We start from the raw sequence: 19,358 nt of genomic DNA on the forward strand, positions 1-19,358 counted from the left end.
CCGGACCCCAGGGAAACGCCACTCACGAACCCTGGAAATAGCCCGAAAACGCCACTCGCAAACCCCGGAAACAGCCCCCGAGCCCTCGGCGAGCCGTCGATTCCGGCTGCCGAGTGCGTTCGGGGGACCTCGTTTCGAGTCTTCGAAAAGCCGTTCAGCAGGTGAGACCCTGGGCGGGCACCGTCAAGTTCACGAGATAGGCGATGACCGGGTCGTCGACGCATTGCACACCGGACAGCGACACCGTGTGGCGCGTGCCCTTGTAAGTGATGAGCGCCGCGCCCAACTCGTTGGCCAGATTCACACCGGCCTGGTACGGCGTGGCGGGATCCTCGGTGGTGGAGATCACCACGGTTTTGGGCAGGTTGGGGATCGAAAGCCGGTGCGGGGTACTCGTACTGGGCACCGGCCAGATGGCGCACAGCTCCAGCGGGGCCGCGGTGCTGCCGTGGCCGTCGTCCAGGAACGGGGCGACGCGGCGGTAGTCGGCATCCTGCTGCGCGGCGACGGCCCGGTCGGTGATCGGCGGATCATCCACGCAGCGAATCGCATTGAAGGCATCGGAACTGTTGTCGTAGCTGCCGTCGTCGTGCCGGCCGTCGTACATATCGGCCAGGGCCAGCAGCGTGTCGCCGTGTCCGGCGGCCAGTTCGCGCAGGCCCTTGGTCAGCGCGCCCCAGAGCCGGTTGGAGTACAGGGTCTGCTGCACACCGGTAATGGCATCGCCGTAGTGCAGGCCGCGCGGGTCGTCGGTGGGAACGGGCTTGTCCCACAGCGGACTCACCAGCGCCCGGAAGCGGGCGGTGGACTGCGCCGGGTCATTGCCGAGCGGGCAGTCCGCCTTGGTCGCGCAGTCGGCGGCATAGGAGTCGAAGGCCTTCTGGAAGCTGGCGGCCTGGGCCACCGATTCCTTCACCGGATCCTGTTCCGGGTCGAGTGCGCCATCGAGCACCAGGGCGCGGACATGGTCCGGGAACTTCTCGGCATAGGCGTAACCGAGGCGGGTGCCGTAGGAGTAGCCGAGGTAGGTGAGCTTGGCATCGCCGAGCGCCGCCCGGATGACGTCCATGTCCTGCACGACTTCCCGGGTGCCGACGTGCGCCAGGAAATCCTTGCCGGTGCGCTGCACGCACTTGTCGGCGAACTGCTTGTTCTCGGCCTCCGCGGCAGCGATGCCCGCGGGCGAATTGTCCTTGTTGGGTTCGGCGCGCTCGGCATCGTTCTCCGCGGCGGTCATGCATTTGATCGACGGCTGGGAAGCCCCGATCCCCCGCGGATCGAAACCGATGCGATCGAAGCTGTCGGCCAGCGCGGTGGTGTCGGCGATATTCACGATCGACATGCCGGGCACACCCGGTCCGCCCGGATTGAACATCAGCGAACCGATCTTCTTGCCGGTGGCCTTGATTCGCGAGACCGCGATCTTGGCGGTGGCGCCGTCCGGATTGGCGTAGTCGACCGGAACCGTCACGCGGGTGCACTCCGCGTTCTTGGGCATGTCCTCATCCCCGAACTCCGCACAGCTCCCCCACTGCACCGCCTGGTTGTAGTACTGCCCCATGCCCGCCGGGGCCGTCGCCACCGGCTTCCCGTCAACCACCGTGGAACACGCGGTCGCAGTCATTGCCAAAGCCGTCGCTATCAGCACGACCCGCCCGGTTCGCTTCAACGCCATGCCCCGATCGTGCCATGCAGGGTCTTTGGCCTCCGCTTCGCTCCGGCGGGTCGTGGCCCTGTTACCCGGTTCTTCCCTCGCTGCGCTCGCCGCTGCGCGGCATTGCTCCGCTCAGTCCAGAACCGGGCGGGCCACGACCTTCGCGGTGGACGTAGTTTGGGCACGTTCACTTCGAAGGTGGTCGCGGCCGGCGAGTGTGAGGAATTGCATCGAGGCGACAGGCGCGCGCGGTGGCAGACTTGGAGCCGTCAGCTAAGCCCGGGGACCCGCAAGGGCCTCGAGGAAACGACGAAAGGGACGATGATGTCCGTATCAGACGCGGAAACACCCGCCTACGGCTCAGCACCTGCACCGCACACTCCCGCCAAGCGGAAGACGCGAGTGCATCACCTGCAGGAACTCAAGGCCTCCGGTGAGCGCTGGTCCATGCTCACCGCCTACGACTACTCCACTGCCCGGCTGTTCGAAGAGGCCGGAATTCCGGTGCTGCTGGTCGGCGATTCGGCCGCCAATGTGGTGTACGGCTACGACACCACGGTCGCCATCTCCATCGATGAATTGATTCCACTGGTGCGCGGCGTGGTGCGCGGCGCGCCGCACGCCCTGGTCGTGGCGGATCTGCCGTTCGGCACCTACGAGTCCTCGCCCGAGCAGGCGCTGGCCACGGCCGTCCGCTTCATGAAGGAGGGCGGCGCGCACGCGGTGAAGCTGGAGGGCGGCGAGCGCATGGCCGACACCATTGCCAAGATCACCGCGGCCGGTATTCCGGTGATGGCGCATATCGGCTTCACTCCGCAGAGTGTCAATACGCTCGGCGGGTTCCGGGTGCAGGGGCGCGGCGACGGCGCGGAGCAGCTTGTCGCCGATGCCATCTCGGTCCAGGAGGCCGGGGCCTTCTCGGTCGTCATGGAGATGGTGCCCGCGGATCTGGCCGGACAGGTCACCCGCAAGCTGACCATTCCCACCGTCGGCATCGGCGCCGGCGCGGAATGCGATGCGCAGGTGCTGGTGTGGCAGGACATGGTCGGGTACACCAGCGGCAAGACCGCCAAGTTCGTCAAGCAGTTCGGTAATGTGGGTGGCGAATTGCGCAGTGCCGCAGCCACTTACGCGGATGAGGTGCGTCGCGGGGTCTTCCCCGGCCCGGAGCACAGCTACTGATCTGCGCCATGAGGTGCGCCCCTGTGAACCATAACGGGGGCGTGCCACAATCCGGTCGATAGCCGATCGCTATCGGCCCGGATTTCCCTACGGTCTTCACAGACCACCATCACAGTTTGGTGGCAGACTCGGAAACAACGAGCTCGAACGACCAAAGGGAACTTTATGTCGCAACGCCGCCTGACCAGCACTCGCCTAGTTCGGCGCGCGCCGCTTTTCGTGACCACGGCGGCGGTCCTCGCATTGACCGCCGCCTGTGGTGGCAGCACGACCAGCGGATCGTCGCAGCCGCAGGGCTCTTCCGCACCGCTCACCACCAAATCGGGCGCGCCGACCACCAGCTCATCCACCACCCAGGCGCAGGGGGAGCAGGTCACCGTCTCCGATGACGCGGCAAAGCAGCTGTGCGACATGCTGCGTCCGCAGCTGTCGGACTGGCGGGTGCAGGGGCCGACGCTGGGCAAGATCTCGCTGAATGCGTCCGTGCACGAGTGGGCGCTGCGCAATGGCGGCATCAATCTCAAGGTGCTCGGCGACAAGGAGGTGCTCGACCGGGTCACCACCAAGAGCTGCTCCGATGTTCGCGATCAGGCGATCTCGGCGCTCGAGATCCCGAATCTGGCTGCGGGGCTGGTGGGCTGATGCGCAGTCTGTACCCGCCGATCGAGCCGTACGAGCAGGGAATGCTCGATGTCGGTGACGGTCAGCAGCTGTACTGGGAGGTCAGCGGGAACCCGGACGGGAAGCCGGTGGTGTTCCTGCACGGCGGGCCCGGGGGCGGCACCGCGCCGTTCCATCGGCAGTTCTTCGATCCGGCCGCGTATCGCATCGTGCTGTTCGATCAGCGCGGGTGCGGGCAGTCCACACCGCATATCGCGGACGGGGCGAGCCTGGAGTCCAACACCACCTGGAATCTGGTGGCCGATATCGAGGCGCTGCGCACGCATCTCGGGGTCGAGCGCTGGCAGGTGTTCGGCGGGTCCTGGGGTTCGACGCTGGCGCTGACGTATGCGCAGACCCACCCGGATCGGGTGACCGAGCTGGTGCTGCGCGGGATATTCCTGTTGCGCCGCAAGGAAATCGATTGGTACTACAATGGCGCTGCGGGGTACGTCTACCCCGATGAGTGGGAGAAGTTCCTGGCGCCGGTGCCCGAGTCCGATCGCGGCGACGATCTGGTCGAGGTCTATCACCGGCTGCTGCACTCCCCTGACGAGAAGATCGCCACCGACGCCGCCGTCGCCTGGTCCACCTGGGAGGGCGCCACGAGTTCCCTACTGCCCCAACCGGATCGTGTCGCCGAGACCGCCGATCCGCGGTTCGCGCTGGCCTTCGCACGCATCGAGAACCACTACTTCCACCACCGTGGTTTCCTCGACGAGGGGCAGCTCCTGCGCGATATCGACCGCATCGCGCATATTCCCGGTGTGATCGTGCAGGGCCGTCATGACGTCGTATGCCCGGCGGTCAGCGCCTGGGATCTGCATCGGGCCTGGGCGAATTCGGAATTGCACCTGGTACCCGACGCCGGTCACGCCGCCGCCGAACCCGGCATCACGCACCATCTGGTCGAGGCCACCGATAAATATAGGACGTAAATGAACACCACAGCCGGTCCCGCCCTGGTCGACGCCCTCGCCGCCGACGTGGACCGGCTGCGGGTGGCCGAACCCGAAGTCCGCCAGGACCTTCCGGACTCGGTCCACCAGATGCGCGTGGCCACCCGCCGCCTGCGCAGCCTGCTGCGCTCCTACCGCCCCGCCTTCGCCCGCCGCCCCGTCACCGAGCTCAGCGACGAATTGCGCTGGCTGGCAGGACTACTCGGCGTGGCCCGCGACGCCGAGGTCCGCGCCGACCAGTTCGAAGCGCTGCTCGGCGAGAACGGCGCACTCTTCGACGACGGGTCCGCACCGACCGGCAAGAAGTCGGCGCCCGCGGCCGGCCGCAGGAAGGCTGCTTCCTCGAACGGTAGTAAGAAGTCAGCACCGGCGGCCGAGAAGCCCGCTGCTGGAAGTACTTTCGGCGCACAACTGGTGGCCGAGCAACGCGACAAGTATGCCGAGGCGCACAAGGCCGCAGTGGAGGCCTTCGATACCCCCCGCTACCGCACCCTGCTGGACAATCTGTCGGCGCTACTCGCCGATCCCCCGCTGCGCGGCAAGGCGAGCAAACCCGCCGCCGACCTCTTCACCGATGTGTTGCACCACGACTTCCGCAAGCTCCGCGACCTGGTCCGCACCGAACCGGAAGCCACGGGCGACGAACATATCGAGCACCTGCACGATATCCGCAAGGCCGCCAAGCGATTACGCTACGCCTCCGAAGCCGCGACCGCCGTCCTCGGCGACCCCGCCGCCGACCTGGGCCGCAAGGCCAAGAAGCTGCAGACCGTCCTCGGCGACCACCGCGACGCCGTCGAAGGCCTGGAAACCCTCCACACCCACGCCTCCGCCTCCGAAGAACCCGGCTACCAACGCCTCCGCGCCGCCGAAGAAGCCGCCGCCGCCAAAGCCCTCGAGCAATACCCCGCCACCACAGAATTCCTGGACCACCACGCCCTGTAGAGCACGGTCGTCAGAGGCTATCGATCTTGCGGAGGTCGATGTCGATGTCGAACGGCACGGTCAATCGCAACTGATCGTGATGGATGCCTGCGAGTGCATAGCAGTTGGTCGCGGGATCGAGCTCGTACACGTACACGACGGGGCGACCGTCCACGTTCTCCACTCGCCAGAAATGCGGTATGCCCGCTTTGGCGTAGAGCTGCGGTTTGCGTTCCCGATCGCGGGTGCGCGACTCCGGCGAGACGACTTCTACCGCCAGCACGACGTCCTCGGCCTGGTACGTCGTCAGTTCGGGCCCGCCGACTCGGTCCGCGTGTATGGCGATGACATCCGGCTCGGGGCGCTGATTGCTGTCGAGGGTGACTGTCATCTCGCGACGGATACGAATCGCCGCCGGGGCCAACTGGCGCAATGCACCGTCCAGCAGAGTGATCGCCAATACGTGGAACTGCGCCTGCGGGCTCACGAAGACGAGACTCCCGTCGATCAATTCGGTGTGCGGAGGCAGGTCGGGCAGGCGATCTAGATCCTCGGCGACGAATCCCCCAGTCGGTGGACGCAGCCACTGCGGAAACGGCTCGACGGTCATGGCTCCGAGTATGTCACCGAAGGCGCAGGTAAGGCAGGGAAGGCGAAGGTTACCGTGCGGGTGGTGGGGTCGGCGGTGGTGAGGCGGACGGTGACGTGTTGGCCTTCGGGTGGGGTGCCGGTGCATTTGGCGAGGACGGGTGGGTCGGCTACGAAGATTTCGGCGGTGCGGTTGCCGTTGGTTTCGCGCAGGACTACGGCGTCGAAGTCGGTGCCGAGGCGCGGGGCCAGGAGGGTGGCTTCGGTGAGGTCTATGCAGGCGCGTTCGAGTTTGCCTGCGATGGCGTCACTGCGGCGCATGGAGTCGACGACCGGGACCAGGCCGTCGCGGACCCAGTGCGGGACTTCGGTTCCGGCGCAGTGGGCGAGGCAGATCTCGGTGGCGTAGCGGTCGGGCAGTCGGCGCAGGGGTGCGGTGACGTGTGCGTAGGCTGCCCCGATTCCACTGTGCTGCAGGGTGTCCGGGGGCTGATGGTCGAGCAGGGTGTAGGAGGCGCCGCGCAGCAGGCTGGTGGCCTCGGACATGAGGACCAGGGCGGCGGGGGTATTGGGGTCCAGGCTCGCCAGCATGCGGCCGACGGATTCGGCGGCGGGCCACGCGACTCCGACCGCGGCGGCGGTGCGGCGCATGGATTCGACGGTGGCGGCGGCGGGCGGCGGCATGGTGCGCAGCAGGCCGAGGCGATCGGTTCCCTGGTATTCCAGCATGATTCGCGCGGCGCACATGCCGGTGAGCAGTGAGACCTGCTCGTTCCAGTCGTCGGCGGCGGTGCGCGGTTCGATGACCAGCTGCCAGTGATTGCGGCCGTCGGCCTCGGAGCCGTCGCGGATCACGCTCTGGGCGGGCAGCCGCAGCGAGATCGCGCCGCGCCGCATGCCGGCCTCGATGCGCAGGCGGCCGAATTCGGGGAGCGCGGCAATCGAGGGGTGCAGTCGACCGGCCTCGGCATCACCCTGCACGCCGGCGTAGTCCAGGCGGGCCCGGGAGCGCACCAGGGCGCGCGTCACCGAATACCGCTGGGGCTCGGCATTTTCATCGCATTCGATGGTCCACAGCGCCGCCGGGCGATCCTGATCCGGCAGCAGGCTGGCCCGCCCCTCGGACAGGACGAGCGGGTGCAGCGGCACGGTGCCGTCGGGGAGGTAGAAGGTCTGGCCGCGAGCCAGGGATGCGCGTGCCAGCGGCCCGTCGGGAGTGACGAAGGCGGCGACATCGGCGATCGCGTAGTAGAGCAGAAACCCGGTCGGAGTGCGCTGCAGGGCCAGCGCCTGGTCCAGATCCATCGAGCCGGGCGGGTCGATGGTCACCAGCGGGATATCCCGGCGATCGACCCGGGCGCCCGCGAACGCGTCGAGAGCGCTGCGGGCTTCCGAAACGGCCTCGGACGGATAGTCCGAGGCCAATCCGAATTCGGTTCGGACGGCGCCGAAGTCAACCGGCGCCGACACGATCCGCTGATGCAATTCCACTGCGGTGGGTGGGTTTAGTTCAGCCCGGACCTACTGCAGGGCCAGCATCGTGCCGTTCAACTGATCGAACGGACCGTAGACAGTGAAGACCACGCGGCCGTTGGGGTACTCCGTCGACAATGCGGCGGCGGAATCCAGCGACTCACCGAAAGACGCGGCCGACGGATGCGGCAGGCCCGCAATCGCCTGCCCGATGTGGGAACTCGCGACCCAGGCGGTATCCGCCGGGGAGAGATCCACCTGCACCCCGCCCGGAAGCGGAGTCACCACGAGAGCCGAAGCGGCACCGGAGCCAAGCACAACCGAGACGGAGGCGGCAGCGGCGAGAATCGCACCGGCTGCCAGTTTGCGAGCAATTCGCATATAGACGAGACCTGCTTTCCGACGTTTGTTGAACACCCTTTGCTCCGCTGCATGGCCGCAACGGAACATTCCAACGCGCACACTTTATGACGTCGATCACGTCTGGTGCCAGTCCCGGGTCAATCACCCAGTCGACACGCCGAGCCGCGCCGATACACGCCATGCGACGCGCTGTCATTGTTGTCCAACTCGGCGGTTTTCGCACCCGTACGGCAAAGCGGTGTAGCTCACGCCGCTCTGCCGCGCCGGACAGCAGCTATCTCCTGCGTGCCTGGTGGTTATCGCCCGCCGGTCCGGCGGCTACTCGCTGCGTAATCCGGTCGGGTACTTGGTGGACAGCAGTTTGAACAGGTAGGCGATCACGAACAGCACGATTACCGCCAACGGCTGGATCAGTACGGACATGGTCTTGCTCCTCATCATTTTTCTTCGATCGCACCGGGGCCGGCCGCCCGCGGTTGCGACGCTTTTTCATTCCCATCGGCTATCGCCGATTGGTGCGATCTGACAACTTCCGCAGCCGAGTCCGCAGCCGCCGCACGCTCATTGGCCTTGGTGCTGCTCTCCAGGAAGCGCAGTAGCTCGACCGGGAACGGCAGCACCAGCGTCGAATTCTTTTCCGCCGCAACCTGAACAACCGTTTCCAGCAGGCGTAGTTGCAGTGCGCCCGGGGCCTCGGCCATCTTGGTGGCGGCATCGGTCAGCATCTGCGACGCCTGCAGTTCGCCCTCGGCGGAGATAATGCGGGCGCGGCGTTCACGCTCGGCTTCGGCCTGCCGGGACATGGAGCGTTTCATCGAATCCGGCAGTGCCACATCCTTGATCTCGACCCGATCGATGTGCACACCCCAGCCCAGCGCCGGATTGTCGATCATGATCTCCAGGCCCTTATTGAGCTCTTCCCGATTGGACAGCAGATCATCCAGATCGCTCTTGCCGATGACAGAGCGCAACGACGTCTGCGCCACCTGCCCGATGGCGAACAGATAGTTCTGCACCTCGATAATCGCGCGCAGCGGATCGACGACCCGGAAGTAGACGACCGCGTCCACCCGCACGGTCACGTTGTCACGGGTAATGCCGTCCTGCGCGGGCACCGGCATGGTGATGACCTGCGTGGAGATCTTGCGCATGCGATCCACGCCCGGAATCAGCATGCGCATACCCGGTTCTCGCACCGCGCGTACCCGGCCCAGCCGGAAGACGACGCCTTTCTCGTATTGGGCGATCACCCGAACCCCCGAGGCGAGCACCAGCCCCGACACCACGAACAGAATTGCGATCACTGCGATCAGCACAGACAGAATGTCCATTGCGCGCCAATTTCCCACCGTGCCACGGGTATCCGGCCGCAGCCCACCACCATCATGGCACCGCGCGATCATGACCGAAAGGGGCGGACGAGTCGGTCTGTAAGCCGGATCCTGTCCCCGGTGCGAGCACCGGGTGGCGACCATCCATCTGGACACACCGTTGCCGGGTGCCTCGAGCAGTCAACCCGCAGGCTCGGGCGAGCAGCCCTCAGGCACCTGCGCAGCCGCACTCTCGCGAGTGCGACCTTCGACCTTGCTCCGGGCGGGGTTTACCTAGCCGCACCGGTCACCCGGCACGCTGGTGCGCTCTTACCGCACCGTTTCACCCTTACCGGCATTGCGCTCTCGCGAGCACGCCGCCGGCGGTTTATTTTCTGTGGCACTGTCCCGCGGGTCACCCCGGGTTGCCGTTAACAACCGCCCTGCTCTGTGGAGTCCGGACTTTCCTCGGCGACGGGCGGCGGCATTCGCATGCCCGTTCCCATCACCGCGGCCGCCCGACCGACTCGTCCGCGCGCACCAGGGTACGGTAACGGGTCATGAAGCGTGTCGAGGTGGGGTTCCCTTCTGGTGGGGAACAGTGCGCGGGGTGGCTGTATATGCCGGATGGGCCGATGCGGCCGCGACCGCTGGTTGTAATGGGACACGGGCTCGGGGCGGATCGCGAAATGGGACTCGATCGGTATGCGCGGCGCTTCGCCGCGGCCGGAATCGCGGTGCTGGCCTTTGATTATCGGCATTTCGGGGCGAGCGGGGGTGAACCGCGGCAGGTCATCAATATCGGCAAGCAGCGGGCCGACTGGCATGCCGCAATCGCCTACGCGCGCACGATTCGCGGTATCGATGCCACGCGAATCGCGCTGTGGGGCAGTTCGTTCGGTGGCGGGCACGCGCTGTCCGTAGCGCCGGACGACCACTACCTGGCCGCCGTGGTCGCGCAGTGCCCGTTCACCAGCGGCTGGGCTTCCGCCATGGCGAAGGGCCCGATCAGCCTGGTGAAGACCGGGACGCTCGCCCTCACGGATCTGATCGTGAGCCCGATCATCCGCCGGCCGATCTCAGCGCGGCTGGCAGGCAAGCGGCATTCGTCGGCCCTGATGAGTGCCGCCGATGTCCCTGAGGGGTTCGGCCGCCTGGCCGAGGAGAGCACCCACTACCGGCCGAAAGTACCTGCCCGAGTTGGTATGTCGACCCTGTTCGACGCCCCGGCCCGGCACACCAAAGACATCAAGGCCCCGGTCTTCTACGCGATCTGCGATAACGACAGCGTCGCCCCCGCCGGTCCCACCCTCCGCGCCGCCGAACGCACCAAGCACGCAGTCGTCAAGCAGTACCCGATCGGCCACTTCGACATCTACTTCGACGACTGGTTCGAAAAAGCCGTCTACGACCAGACGGAATTCCTCACCGCCGTGCTCCGCCCGTAGATCTCATCGAGAGGGCTCTGGTGGTGGCACGCTGCGGCGTGTCGCCACCACCAGAGCCCCCTCGGCGAAAAGGCGGTGGGGGCCTAGAGGTATGAGGTGTCGTTGGCGAGGCGGACTGAGGAGCCGCCGTCGGAGTAGAACTCGGCGATTGAGAGGGATGCCAGGTCCAGGTGTAGGCGGTACAGGATTTCCGGGCCTACGCCCAGGGCCAGTTGCAGCAGCATCTTGATCGGCGTGACGTGGCTGACGACAAGGACATTCGCGCCCGGGTAGAGGGAGACGAGGTCTCGGCGGACGGCTTCGATGCGTTCGCGTACCTGGTCGAAGCTCTCACCGCCGGGCGGGGGCACCGACGGGTCGCCCAGCCAGCGGGCGTGCAGTTCCGGATCCTGCTGGGCTGCCTCGGGGAAGGTAAGTCCTTCCCACGCACCGAAATCCGTCTCGATCAGGCCGTCGAGGACGCGGACCGGAAGGCCGAGCGCCCGCCCGGCCGCCTCAGCGGTCTCCCGTGCCCGGCCCAGTGGCGAGGACACGATCGCGGCGATATTCCCCTTGTTCGCAAGCATTTTCGCGGCCGCGGCCGCCTGTGCGCGCCCCAACTCCGTCAGCGGCGGATTACCCCGGCCCGAATAGCGCCGTTCCACCGACAGTTCCGTCTGCCCATGCCGCAGCAGCAACAAACGCGTCGGCTTCCCCATCGCCCCGGTCCAGCCAGGCGCCGAATCCTTAGCGCCTGATGCCGATCCCGCGCCGGCCGACAATCCAGCATCGGACGAGGCTGCGGCTGATGATCCCGCGTTGGCCGAGGTTGCAGCCGACGATCCCCCATCGGCCGAGGTTGCAGCCGATGATCTCGCGTCGGCGGAGGTTGCGGCCGATGATCTCGCGTCGGCGGAGAGTGCGGCCGATGATCCCGCGTCGGCGGAGAGTGCGGCCGATGATCCCGCGTCGGCGGAGAGTGCGGCCGATGATCCCGCGTCGGCGGAGAGTGCGGCCGATGATCCCGCGGCCGCTCGAGCGGGACTCGAGGCGGTGTCGATCGGTGACGAGAATGCCTCCGCGCGTGCCGATTCCACGGCGAGGTCGGCCGGTGACAGCAGTGCCGTGCGCACCTCGTCGACGGTGGGCGCGTCGTCCATGGCTTCATTGGCGAGGCGGTCGGCGTGTGAATTCTCCGCGCGCGGAATCCAGGCGAAGCTCACCCGGTCGAATCCGGCGACGAGTCGGCGCGCGCGATCGGCCAGCGGAATCATGGACGGGTGCTTGACCTTCCAGCGCCCGGACAGCTGCTCCACCACCAGCTTGGAGTCCATCCGCACCGAAACCTCACGCGCCCCCAACTCGGCGGCGGCCTCCAGCCCGGCGATCAACCCCCGATACTCGGCAACATTATTGGTAGCGACCCCGAGAAATTCCTTCCGCTCGGCCAGCACCTGCTGCCGATCGGCATCCCACACCACCGCGCCGTACCCGGCCGGCCCCGGATTCCCCCGCGACCCGCCATCGGCCTCGATGATCACCTTGTCCACCACCGCTACACACCCTCCATAGGTCTGGAAGTCGCTACCGCAACCACGACACCACCGCCGAGCCGCATGCCCGAATCGATCGCCGCACCCTGCACTGTCCCACGCCGCCCACCCGGCACGAGCCGAGCACCGCTGCGGACGGTTCCGCGCTCTCTGCGAGCGACCATAGTCGGCAACGACCACCGCCCCGGATTGCAGGTCGGCCGGCAGCTCCGGCAGGTGGCTCGAGTCGCGCCGCGAGGACCTCGGCGCACCCGTCCCACAGTCGGACACGTGACCGCCATGCCGCACAGCTCCCGCCGGTGCTCGAGTCCTGAATCGAGCACCTCGGCGCCTTCGACCATGCGGCGCACCGAACCGGCTCAGCTGATCGCCGAGGCGGGTTATGTCCGGGTGCGGCGGAGTCCGGACGGAGACCTGGCGGCAGGTTGGCGGTGGCCTTCGTCGATCAGAGGCCGGAGTGCTTGGTGCGCACCAGGATTGCGTTGCATTCGGGGCAGCGGACGACCACGTTGGGGGCGGTCTGGGTGATGCGGGAGATTTCGCCGCGGTCGATTTCGATGCGGCAGGCGCCGCAGCGGCGGGCCTGCAGGAGGGCGGCGCCGATGCCGGTGGAGGCGCGCTGCTTCTCGTAGGCGGCGATCAGGTCGGCGGGGAAGGACGTGGACAGCGCGTCGCGGTCGGAATTGCAGCGCTGCTGGGCCACGGCCAGATCGGCCACGGCGTCGTCGCGGCGGCGCTGGGCGTCGATCAGATCGGTTTCGGCCTGGTCGAGGTTGGCGCCGGCGTGCGCGTGATCGGCGGCGGCGGCCTCGCGGCGCTCCATCACATCGATCTCGTCGTCCTCGAGCACCTTGCGGCGGCGCTCCAGGCTGGTGAGCTCGTGCTGCAGCTCCGAAAGCTGCTTGGCGCCCACCGAACCGGAGGTCAGCATGGTGCGGTCGCGATCCTCACGCTTGCGGACGGCGTCGATCTCGCCCTCCAGCTTGCGGATATCGCGGTCCAGATCGTCGATGAGGATCTGCACCTTCACGGCCGCGTCCTTGCGGGATGTCCGCTCGGTCTCCAGCCGCTGCACCTCCTGCTCCTCGGGCAGCACCTTGCGGCGATGCTCGATCCGGGTCAGCTCGGCGTCGACAGCGGCGAGGTCGAGCAGCTTGGACTGGATCGAAGGTTCGGCATTCAACGCGGAGTGTCTCCTGGACGCTATGGACGGTTCAAGACTGCCAGCGTACCCGCCCGAACAGGCCCGATCGGCCAACCCCGCATCTAGCTGGACATTCGATCGTGAAGGCCGGAAATCCCCGGGCGCGTGACGGGGGAAATATGGCAGGGTCGGTGCATGGGAGAGCACACATATGAGGTCGACGTCACGTGGTCGGGCGCGACCACCGGCTACCGCTCCTACTCACGCGACCATGAGGTGAATGCACCCGGTCGCCCGCCGATTCCCGGGACCGCCGATCCGAAATTCCGCGGCGACAAGAGCCGGTGGAATCCGGAACAGCTGCTGGTCGCGGCGCTGTCGGAGTGTCACATGCTCTGGTATCTGCATCTGTGCGCCGAGGCCGGGGTGGTGGTGACCGAGTATCGCGACAGCGCGATCGGGACCATGGACGACGAGCGATTCCAGCGCGTCACCCTGCGCCCTGCCATCACGGTGACCGAGCCCGGCATGCTCGAGACTGCCGAGCGATTGCATGCGGACGCGCACAAGAAATGCTTCATCGCCAATTCGGTGAATTTCCCGGTGGGGCACGAGCCGACGATTGTCGCCGGGGCGTGAAATCCGGCCTGAGCGGTCAATTTTCGCGGCAGGGCGTCAAATATTGACGGTCTGCGGCGGTTTTCGACCGCTCAGGCCGGTCACACTCACGCTCAGGCCGGTGTCACTCAGCAGCGCCGATACTCCAGGGATCCGTCCGCACGCCCGACACCCGCGTCTCCACCCCCGGCAATGCCGCGCGCACGACTCCCTCAGCCTGTGTGCACCAAGGGAATTCGGTGGCCCAGTGGGCGGCGTCGATCAGTGCGGGCCCACCGGCACGCAGATGTTCATCGGCCGGGTGGTGGCGCAGGTCCGAGGTGACATACGCGTCAACGCCGAGCCTGGCGACGGTGTCCAGGAACGAATCACCCGCGCCGCCGCACACCGCCACCGTGCGAATGATCCGGTCGGGATCACCCGCGGCCCGCACACCCCAGGTGGTCGCGGGCAACCCGGCTCGCACGCGAGCGGTGAACTCGCGCAACGTCTCCGGCTCCGCGAGTTCGCCCACCCGCCCGATCCCCAAGGTGGACGGCAGCTTCGCGCGCTCGGTCACGTCGTAGGCCGGTTCCTCGTACGGGTGGGAGGCGCGCAGGGCCGCCAGCACCGCCGCCCGCCGGGCGGGCGGCGCGACCACCTCGAGGCGGTAGCCCTCGGAACTGTGCAGTTCGCTGACCGCTCCGAGGGTCGGATTCGCGCCCTCCATGGGACGGAACTGACCGATGCCCTCCGCACGCCAGGCGCTGTCCCGATAATTCCCGGTCGCGCCCGCACCCGCGGCGAAGAGGGCGTCCAGCACCGCCTCGGCATGGGAAGTCGGCACCATCACCACCCAGGTATCCAGGGCGGCAAGAGGTTTCGGCTCCAGTGGCCCGGTCACCGTCACTCCGATGGCGGCCGCGAGTGCGTCCGAGACTCCCGGATCCGCGGAGTCCGCATTGGTGTGCGCGGTGAACAGCGCGCACCCGGAGCGGATGAGCCGGTGCAGCAGTGCGCCTTTCGGGGTGCTCGCCGCCACCGTATCCACCCCGCGCAGCAGCAGCGGATGGTGCACGACCAATGCCTGTGCGCCCCAGGCGATCGCCTCGTCCACCACCGCGGCGGTGGCGTCCACGGCGAACAGGACGCGCCCGACCGAATCGGCCGGATCACCGCTGACCAGTCCCACCGAATCCCACGATTCGGCGAGCCGCGGCGGATATGCCGCATCCAATGCCGCCATGACATCGGAAAGTCGTACCGTCCGCGAGCTCGCCGTCACCACAACCGAACCTCCTCCGAGACCCATTCACCAATGTCACCCGCAGTGCGGGTGATTCACAGACCGACTTCCCGGATAGCCGCGACCAGCCGATCGACGTCCTCGGCCGGGCGTACCGCCACGCGCAGGAATCCCGTTTCCAATCCGGGGAACGTATCACCGCGGCGGACCGCAATTCCCTTGTCGGCAAGCTTCTTTCGCAACAGTTCGGCATCGGGGACCCGGATCAGCAGGAAAGGCCCGTGCGCCGGTTCGTGCACGTCGATACCGAGTTCGCGTAGTCGCGGGATCATAGCGCGACGATGCAGGACGATCGCCTCGGCCCGACGCCGCGATTCGGCGACCGCCGCGGGCGTGCCGGTGGCGGTGATCGCCTCCAATTGCAGTGTGCCCAAAGGCCAGTGCGGGCGGCCATGATTCAACCGCGCCAGGAGCGCCGGGTCGCCGAGCAGGTATCCGCACCGCAATCCCGCCAGCGCCCAGGTCTTGGTGAGGCTGCGCAGCACCAGCACATCGGAAGATGATTCTCCCGCAAGGGATTCCGGCTCACCCGGCACGGCATCGGCGAAAGCCTCGTCCACCACCACAATTCGCCCCGGTCGCCGCAACGCCCGCAGGCTCGCCGCCGAATGCAACACCGAGGTCGGATTGGTCGGATTGCCCACCACCACCAGATCCGCCGCCTCCGGCACCTGCGCCGAACCCAGCGTGTACGGCGCCTCGAGCACCACTCGCGCCACCGGAACCCCGGCCTCGCGCAGCGCCAGTTCCGGCTCCGTGAACGAAGGATGGATCACCGCGGCAAGTTTCGACCCCAGTCGAGGCAGCAGCGCAAAACCCTCCGCCGCACCCGCCAGCAGCAGCACCTCCTCGGCCCGCCGCCCGTGCCGCGCCGCGACCACCTCCCGCGCGGCCCGCTCCTCCCCCGCATCCGGATACCGCCCCAGCTCCCCGAGCCGCCCCGCCAGTCGTTCCCGCAACCACTCCGGCGGCGCACTCCCCTGCACATTCACCGCGAAGTCGACCATCCCGGCATACGCCTCGACATCCCCGTGATGCCGCAGCTTCAAGTAGTCGACAGAACTCTCGTCATGACCCGGCCCCACCGTCGGTTCGCTCCCAAGTGCGCCGCCCACCACGGGCGCTGTATTCGCAGTGACGATCCGGTCGCTGCTTTCGGGAGAGTTCGATGTTCGCCCAAAGGCAGAGACCGTCTCGCCGCCCACCACAGAGGCCGCGGCGACGATCGGGGCGCTCGCAGCGCCGTCCGATTTGTCCCTAGGGCTGGATGCCGACTCGCCGCCCACGGCATCGGCGGACTCACGGCGAGCACCGGTGTCCGCCGCACCGGTCTCGGCGATGGCGGGGGTCATGTCCGCGGAGATCGGGGCGGTGCCGGCGGCGAGACCGGTCGCGCGGGCCGGGGCACGGCTCGCGGCGGGGTCTGGGTCGCGGCTTTCCGCCGTGTTCTGCGGCACAGCGAACACCCTACGTGGCCGGGCTCGGGGGTCACCGGACAGAATGGCTGTCGTGGGCGAGCTGCATGTGACATTCATCTGCACGGGCAATATCTGCCGTTCTCCGATGGCCGAGAAGATCTTCGCGGCGCATCTCGAGCGGGCGGGTCTGGCCGATCGTGTGCGGGTGAGCAGCGCCGGGACCGGGAGCTGGCATGTCGGCGACGAGGCGGATCGGCGCACGACCGCCGAATTGCGGGCGCACGGATATCCGGCCGGGCATGCCGCGGCGGTGATCGGCGACGATCATCTGGACGCGGATCTGCTGGTCGCGCTGGATTCCGGGCATGAGCGGGCGCTGGCGCACCTGGGTGTGCCCTCGGAGCGAAGGCGACTGCTGCGCAGCTTCGATCCGGACGCCGACGGGCCGGACGTGCCCGATCCCTACTACGGCGACCAGTCCGATTTCGTGCTGGTCCGCGAACAGATCGAGGCGGCGATGCCGGGACTGCTGGAATGGGTACACGCACAGCTCGGTGCGGGCGATCGCGCATGAGCTCGAAAACCGCACTGCTGCGCCGCTTCACCTTCCTGCTGCGACCGAGCTGGCTGATCCTCGCCGCCGTGGTCGCCGGTTTCGCGTACCTGTGCTTCACGGTGCTCGCGCCGTGGCAGCTGGGGAAGAACACCACCACCTCCGCGCGTAATCAGCGCATTGCCGATTCGGTGCATGCCGAGCCCATCGATGTGGGCACACTGCTCAGCGGGTCCACCAAGGACACCGAATGGCGGCGGGTCACCGCCAGCGGCAGCTATGTCCCCGAATCGACTCTGCTGGTGCGCCTGCAGCATCTCGGCTCCGCGCCCGCGTTCTCGGTGCTCTCGGCCTTCAAACTGGACGATGGCCGCACCGTCCTCATCGACCGTGGTCTGCTGGCCGCCGTCAATGGCTCCGGCACCCCGCGGGTGCCCGACGCGCCCGCCGGACCGCAGCATCTGGAAGCGCGCGTCCGGGCCTCCGAAGGCATCATCGATTCCAAGCCCCCCATGACCGGAGACGGCTACCGCCAGGTCTATTCGATCGACACCCAGCAGGAATCGACCGTCCTCGGCATCCCCCTGACCCCCCTCCCGACCAACGCCCGCGGCGGCTACCTCCAGCTCGACGAACACCAGCCCGGCGCCTTCACCCCCGTAGACCTCCCCCAGCTGGACGCCGGCCCCTACCTCTCCTACGGCCTCCAATGGCTGGCCTTCGGCATCATGGCTCCGCTGGGCCTCGGCTACTTCGTCTTCGCCGAAATCCGCGCCCGCCGCCGCGAACGCGCCGAAGCCGCCCCCGCCGACCAACCAATCCCCACTGGCGACCCCACCACCCCCACACCCGAAACCCCCACCCCACCTCCCGCCCCCAAACCCCCGACCAACGAAGCTCGCCTGGCCAGCCGCTACGGCGACACCCGCCGCTGACGCAGCCCAGCGCGCAGCACGCCCACCGATCGCCGGGCACACAGCTCCACGCAGCGAAACAGCCTCTGTCTCAACCACACACACCTCACAGAGGTTGTACCGCCCAGCCATGCATTGTTCCGCCGCATACCGGCGCTACCGGTCCTCCAAGAGCCGGTCGTAGCGGAATCCAGCGACTTCTGGCTGTTAGGGGCGTTTCCGGTGATCCGTGAGGGCGGTGGAATCGGACGGGCGTGGGGTGGATAACCTCGCCGAGTGCGTACGGGGACTGTTGTCGCGGCCGGGTTGGTAGTGGGAGCTGCCATGGATCGGGTGCTCGGAGATCCGCGGCGGGGGCATCCGGTGGCCGGGTTCGGTTCGGCGGCACAGGCTTTGGAGAAGGTGACGTACCGGGATGGGCGCGGGGCCGGGGTGATGCACGAGGTTTTGCTGGTCGGGGCGGTCACGGGGCTGGGAATCGGGGCTCGGCGGGCGGTCCGCGGGCCGCGGCGGGCCGGGCGCGATCGGTCTCACACGGCGGGGATGGCCCTCGGCGGCGCGAATGCCGGGAGGGGTGGCGCTGGGCGGGCGGTGGGCGAGATTCTGCTGACGGCGGCGGCTACCTGGACTGTGCTCGGTGGGACCACGCTGGCGCGGACGGGGCGGGAGATGGCGGATCGGCTGGAAGCGGGGGACATCGCGGGGGCGCGGGAGTTGCTGCCTTCGCTGTGCGGGCGGGATCCGGAGTTTCTCGATGCGGATGGGCTGGCTCGGGCCGCGCTCGAGTCGATTGCGGAGAACACCTCGGATGCGACTGTGGCGCCGCTGTTCTGGGGTGCGGTGGCGGGGGCGCCGGGGCTGCTGGCTTATCGGGCGATCAATACGCTCGATGCGATGGTCGGGTATCGCAATGAGCGGTACGGGCGGTTCGGGTGGGCCGCGGCTCGCACGGATGATGTGGCCAATCTGGGGCCCGCGCGGGTGGCGGGCGTGGTCACCACGGTGCTCGCGCCGGTGGTCGGGGGCAGGCCCGCCGAGGCGTGGCGGGCGTGGCGGCGCGATGGCGGTAAGCATCCCAGCCCGAATGCCGGTGTGGCGGAAGCCTCTATGGCCGGTGCGCTCGGGGTGCAGCTCGGCGGGCTCACGCAGTACCGGCACGGGATCGAAATGCGTCCCACGCTCGGTGACGGTCCGGCCCCTCGGGTGCGCGATCTGCGCCGCGCGGTCCGGCTCTCCGAGGCCGTGCAGCTGGCCACCGTGCTGGCAGCCGCCGCAGTTGCGTTCAGCCGTCGCTGAATCCGGCCCGGCGCTCGCGAGGCAACGCGGCAATGTC

The 19,358-nt window shown here is 67.9% G+C and carries 18 protein-coding genes and 1 other RNA gene; 9 read left to right on the plus strand and 10 right to left on the minus strand.

All coding sequences use genetic code 11. From position 1 onward, the window contains the following. Positions 1–154 precede the first annotated feature (154 nt). Positions 155–1,675 carry an alpha/beta hydrolase gene (locus OG326_RS33885; RefSeq protein ID WP_442790859.1) on the minus strand — a complete coding sequence of 507 codons (1,521 nt, stop codon included), beginning with the start codon at positions 1,673–1,675 and terminating at the stop codon, positions 155–157. A 303-nt stretch (positions 1,676–1,978) separates the two neighbouring features. On the opposite strand from OG326_RS33885, the gene panB reads away from it, so the two are divergent. The 4 genes from panB (at position 1,979) to OG326_RS33905 (ending at position 5,400) form a co-directional block, all read left to right on the plus strand. Then, positions 1,979–2,836: a 3-methyl-2-oxobutanoate hydroxymethyltransferase gene (panB, locus tag OG326_RS33890; RefSeq protein WP_327141200.1), complete on the plus strand. Its 858-nt coding sequence runs from the start codon at positions 1,979–1,981 to the stop codon at positions 2,834–2,836. 165 nt (positions 2,837–3,001) lie between these two features. Further along, positions 3,002–3,478: a hypothetical protein gene (locus OG326_RS33895; RefSeq protein WP_327141201.1), complete on the plus strand. Its 477-nt coding sequence runs from the start codon at positions 3,002–3,004 to the stop codon at positions 3,476–3,478. Beyond that, positions 3,478–4,434, plus strand: a complete 957-nt coding sequence (gene pip / locus OG326_RS33900; RefSeq protein WP_327141202.1) for a prolyl aminopeptidase — start codon at positions 3,478–3,480, stop codon at positions 4,432–4,434. Before OG326_RS33895 ends, pip begins: the two co-directional genes overlap by 1 nt. Continuing rightward, on the plus strand, positions 4,435–5,400 hold the full coding sequence (locus OG326_RS33905) for a CHAD domain-containing protein (RefSeq protein WP_327141203.1): 966 nt from the start codon (positions 4,435–4,437) through the stop codon (positions 5,398–5,400). 10 nt (positions 5,401–5,410) lie between these two features. Here OG326_RS33905 and OG326_RS33910 read toward each other — a convergent pair whose 3' ends face one another. The 5 genes from OG326_RS33910 to rnpB all read right to left on the minus strand — a co-directional run bounded on the left by OG326_RS33910 (position 5,411) and on the right by rnpB (position 9,643). Next, positions 5,411–5,989, minus strand: a complete 579-nt coding sequence (locus OG326_RS33910; protein WP_327141204.1) for a Uma2 family endonuclease — start codon at positions 5,987–5,989, stop codon at positions 5,411–5,413. Continuing rightward, the gene (locus OG326_RS33915; protein ID WP_327141205.1) at positions 5,986–7,458 is read right to left on the minus strand and encodes an RNB domain-containing ribonuclease; all 1,473 of its coding nucleotides are present in this window, start codon (positions 7,456–7,458) and stop codon (positions 5,986–5,988) included. The genes OG326_RS33910 and OG326_RS33915 overlap by 4 nt, the downstream gene beginning before the upstream one ends. 30 nt (positions 7,459–7,488) lie before the next feature. Continuing rightward, complete coding sequence (locus OG326_RS33920) at positions 7,489–7,821, minus strand: hypothetical protein (RefSeq protein ID WP_297619372.1); 333 nt, start codon at positions 7,819–7,821, stop codon at positions 7,489–7,491. Between the two features lie 419 nt (positions 7,822–8,240). Next, entirely contained in the window at positions 8,241–9,134 is an 894-nt protein-coding gene (locus tag OG326_RS33925) for a slipin family protein (RefSeq protein ID WP_327141206.1), read from the minus strand. Positions 9,135–9,218: 84 nt separating this feature from the next. Continuing rightward, positions 9,219–9,643, minus strand: an RNA gene (gene rnpB / locus OG326_RS33930) — RNase P RNA component class A. A gap of 30 nt (positions 9,644–9,673) precedes the next feature. On the opposite strand from rnpB, the gene OG326_RS33935 reads away from it, so the two are divergent. Beyond that, entirely contained in the window at positions 9,674–10,561 is an 888-nt protein-coding gene (locus tag OG326_RS33935) for an alpha/beta hydrolase (RefSeq protein ID WP_327141207.1), read from the plus strand. A gap of 83 nt (positions 10,562–10,644) precedes the next feature. Here OG326_RS33935 and OG326_RS33940 read toward each other — a convergent pair whose 3' ends face one another. Together OG326_RS33940 and OG326_RS33950 are read right to left on the minus strand one after the other, a co-directional pair. Further along, positions 10,645–12,090, minus strand: a complete 1,446-nt coding sequence (locus OG326_RS33940; RefSeq protein ID WP_442791076.1) for a bifunctional RNase H/acid phosphatase — start codon at positions 12,088–12,090, stop codon at positions 10,645–10,647. Positions 12,091–12,538: 448 nt separating this feature from the next. Next, on the minus strand, positions 12,539–13,276 hold the full coding sequence (locus tag OG326_RS33950) for a zinc ribbon domain-containing protein (RefSeq protein WP_327141208.1): 738 nt from the start codon (positions 13,274–13,276) through the stop codon (positions 12,539–12,541). 156 nt (positions 13,277–13,432) lie between these two features. Here OG326_RS33950 and OG326_RS33955 point away from each other — a divergent pair, with 156 nt between their 5' ends. After that, positions 13,433–13,876, plus strand: a complete 444-nt coding sequence (locus OG326_RS33955; protein ID WP_327141209.1) for an OsmC family protein — start codon at positions 13,433–13,435, stop codon at positions 13,874–13,876. A 103-nt stretch (positions 13,877–13,979) separates the two neighbouring features. Here OG326_RS33955 and OG326_RS33960 read toward each other — a convergent pair whose 3' ends face one another. Together OG326_RS33960 and cobC are read right to left on the minus strand one after the other, a co-directional pair. Continuing rightward, positions 13,980–15,119 (minus strand): Nif3-like dinuclear metal center hexameric protein, encoded by a 1,140-nt coding sequence (locus tag OG326_RS33960; RefSeq protein ID WP_327141210.1) that lies wholly within the window; start codon positions 15,117–15,119, stop codon positions 13,980–13,982. Positions 15,120–15,175: 56 nt separating this feature from the next. Further along, positions 15,176–16,225, minus strand: coding sequence for an Rv2231c family pyridoxal phosphate-dependent protein CobC (gene cobC, locus OG326_RS33965; RefSeq protein WP_327146664.1), 1,050 nt, complete (start codon positions 16,223–16,225; stop codon positions 15,176–15,178). A 415-nt stretch (positions 16,226–16,640) separates the two neighbouring features. On the opposite strand from cobC, the gene OG326_RS33970 reads away from it, so the two are divergent. From OG326_RS33970 to OG326_RS33980, 3 genes are all read left to right on the plus strand, one after another. Then, positions 16,641–17,132, plus strand: a complete 492-nt coding sequence (locus tag OG326_RS33970) for a low molecular weight protein-tyrosine-phosphatase (RefSeq protein ID WP_327141211.1) — start codon at positions 16,641–16,643, stop codon at positions 17,130–17,132. A 17-nt stretch (positions 17,133–17,149) separates the two neighbouring features. Further along, positions 17,150–18,046 (plus strand): SURF1 family cytochrome oxidase biogenesis protein, encoded by an 897-nt coding sequence (locus OG326_RS33975; RefSeq protein ID WP_442791077.1) that lies wholly within the window; start codon positions 17,150–17,152, stop codon positions 18,044–18,046. Positions 18,047–18,301: 255 nt separating this feature from the next. Then, positions 18,302–19,321, plus strand: a complete 1,020-nt coding sequence (locus tag OG326_RS33980) for a cobalamin biosynthesis protein (protein WP_327141213.1) — start codon at positions 18,302–18,304, stop codon at positions 19,319–19,321. The last annotated feature ends 37 nt before the right edge of the window (positions 19,322–19,358 follow it).

The organism is Nocardia sp. NBC_01327 (assembly GCF_035958815.1).
Classification (GTDB): Bacteria; Actinomycetota; Actinomycetes; order Mycobacteriales; family Mycobacteriaceae; genus Nocardia.

Excerpts from the sequence above, each read along its gene's own strand:
- OG326_RS33885 (WP_442790859.1), bottom strand. The coding sequence starts at position 1,675 with ATGGCGTTGAAGCGAACCGGGCGGGTCGTGCTGATAGCGACGGCTTTG.
- panB (WP_327141200.1), top strand. The coding sequence starts at position 1,979 with ATGTCCGTATCAGACGCGGAAACACCCGCCTACGGCTCAGCACCTGCA.
- OG326_RS33895 (WP_327141201.1), top strand. The coding sequence starts at position 3,002 with ATGTCGCAACGCCGCCTGACCAGCACTCGCCTAGTTCGGCGCGCGCCG.
- pip (WP_327141202.1), top strand. The coding sequence starts at position 3,478 with ATGCGCAGTCTGTACCCGCCGATCGAGCCGTACGAGCAGGGAATGCTC.
- OG326_RS33905 (WP_327141203.1), top strand. The coding sequence starts at position 4,435 with ATGAACACCACAGCCGGTCCCGCCCTGGTCGACGCCCTCGCCGCCGAC.
- OG326_RS33910 (WP_327141204.1), bottom strand. The coding sequence starts at position 5,989 with ATGACCGTCGAGCCGTTTCCGCAGTGGCTGCGTCCACCGACTGGGGGA.
- OG326_RS33920 (WP_297619372.1), bottom strand. The coding sequence starts at position 7,821 with ATGCGAATTGCTCGCAAACTGGCAGCCGGTGCGATTCTCGCCGCTGCC.
- OG326_RS33925 (WP_327141206.1), bottom strand. The coding sequence starts at position 9,134 with ATGGACATTCTGTCTGTGCTGATCGCAGTGATCGCAATTCTGTTCGTG.
- OG326_RS33935 (WP_327141207.1), top strand. The coding sequence starts at position 9,674 with ATGAAGCGTGTCGAGGTGGGGTTCCCTTCTGGTGGGGAACAGTGCGCG.
- OG326_RS33955 (WP_327141209.1), top strand. The coding sequence starts at position 13,433 with ATGGGAGAGCACACATATGAGGTCGACGTCACGTGGTCGGGCGCGACC.
- OG326_RS33970 (WP_327141211.1), top strand. The coding sequence starts at position 16,641 with ATGGCTGTCGTGGGCGAGCTGCATGTGACATTCATCTGCACGGGCAAT.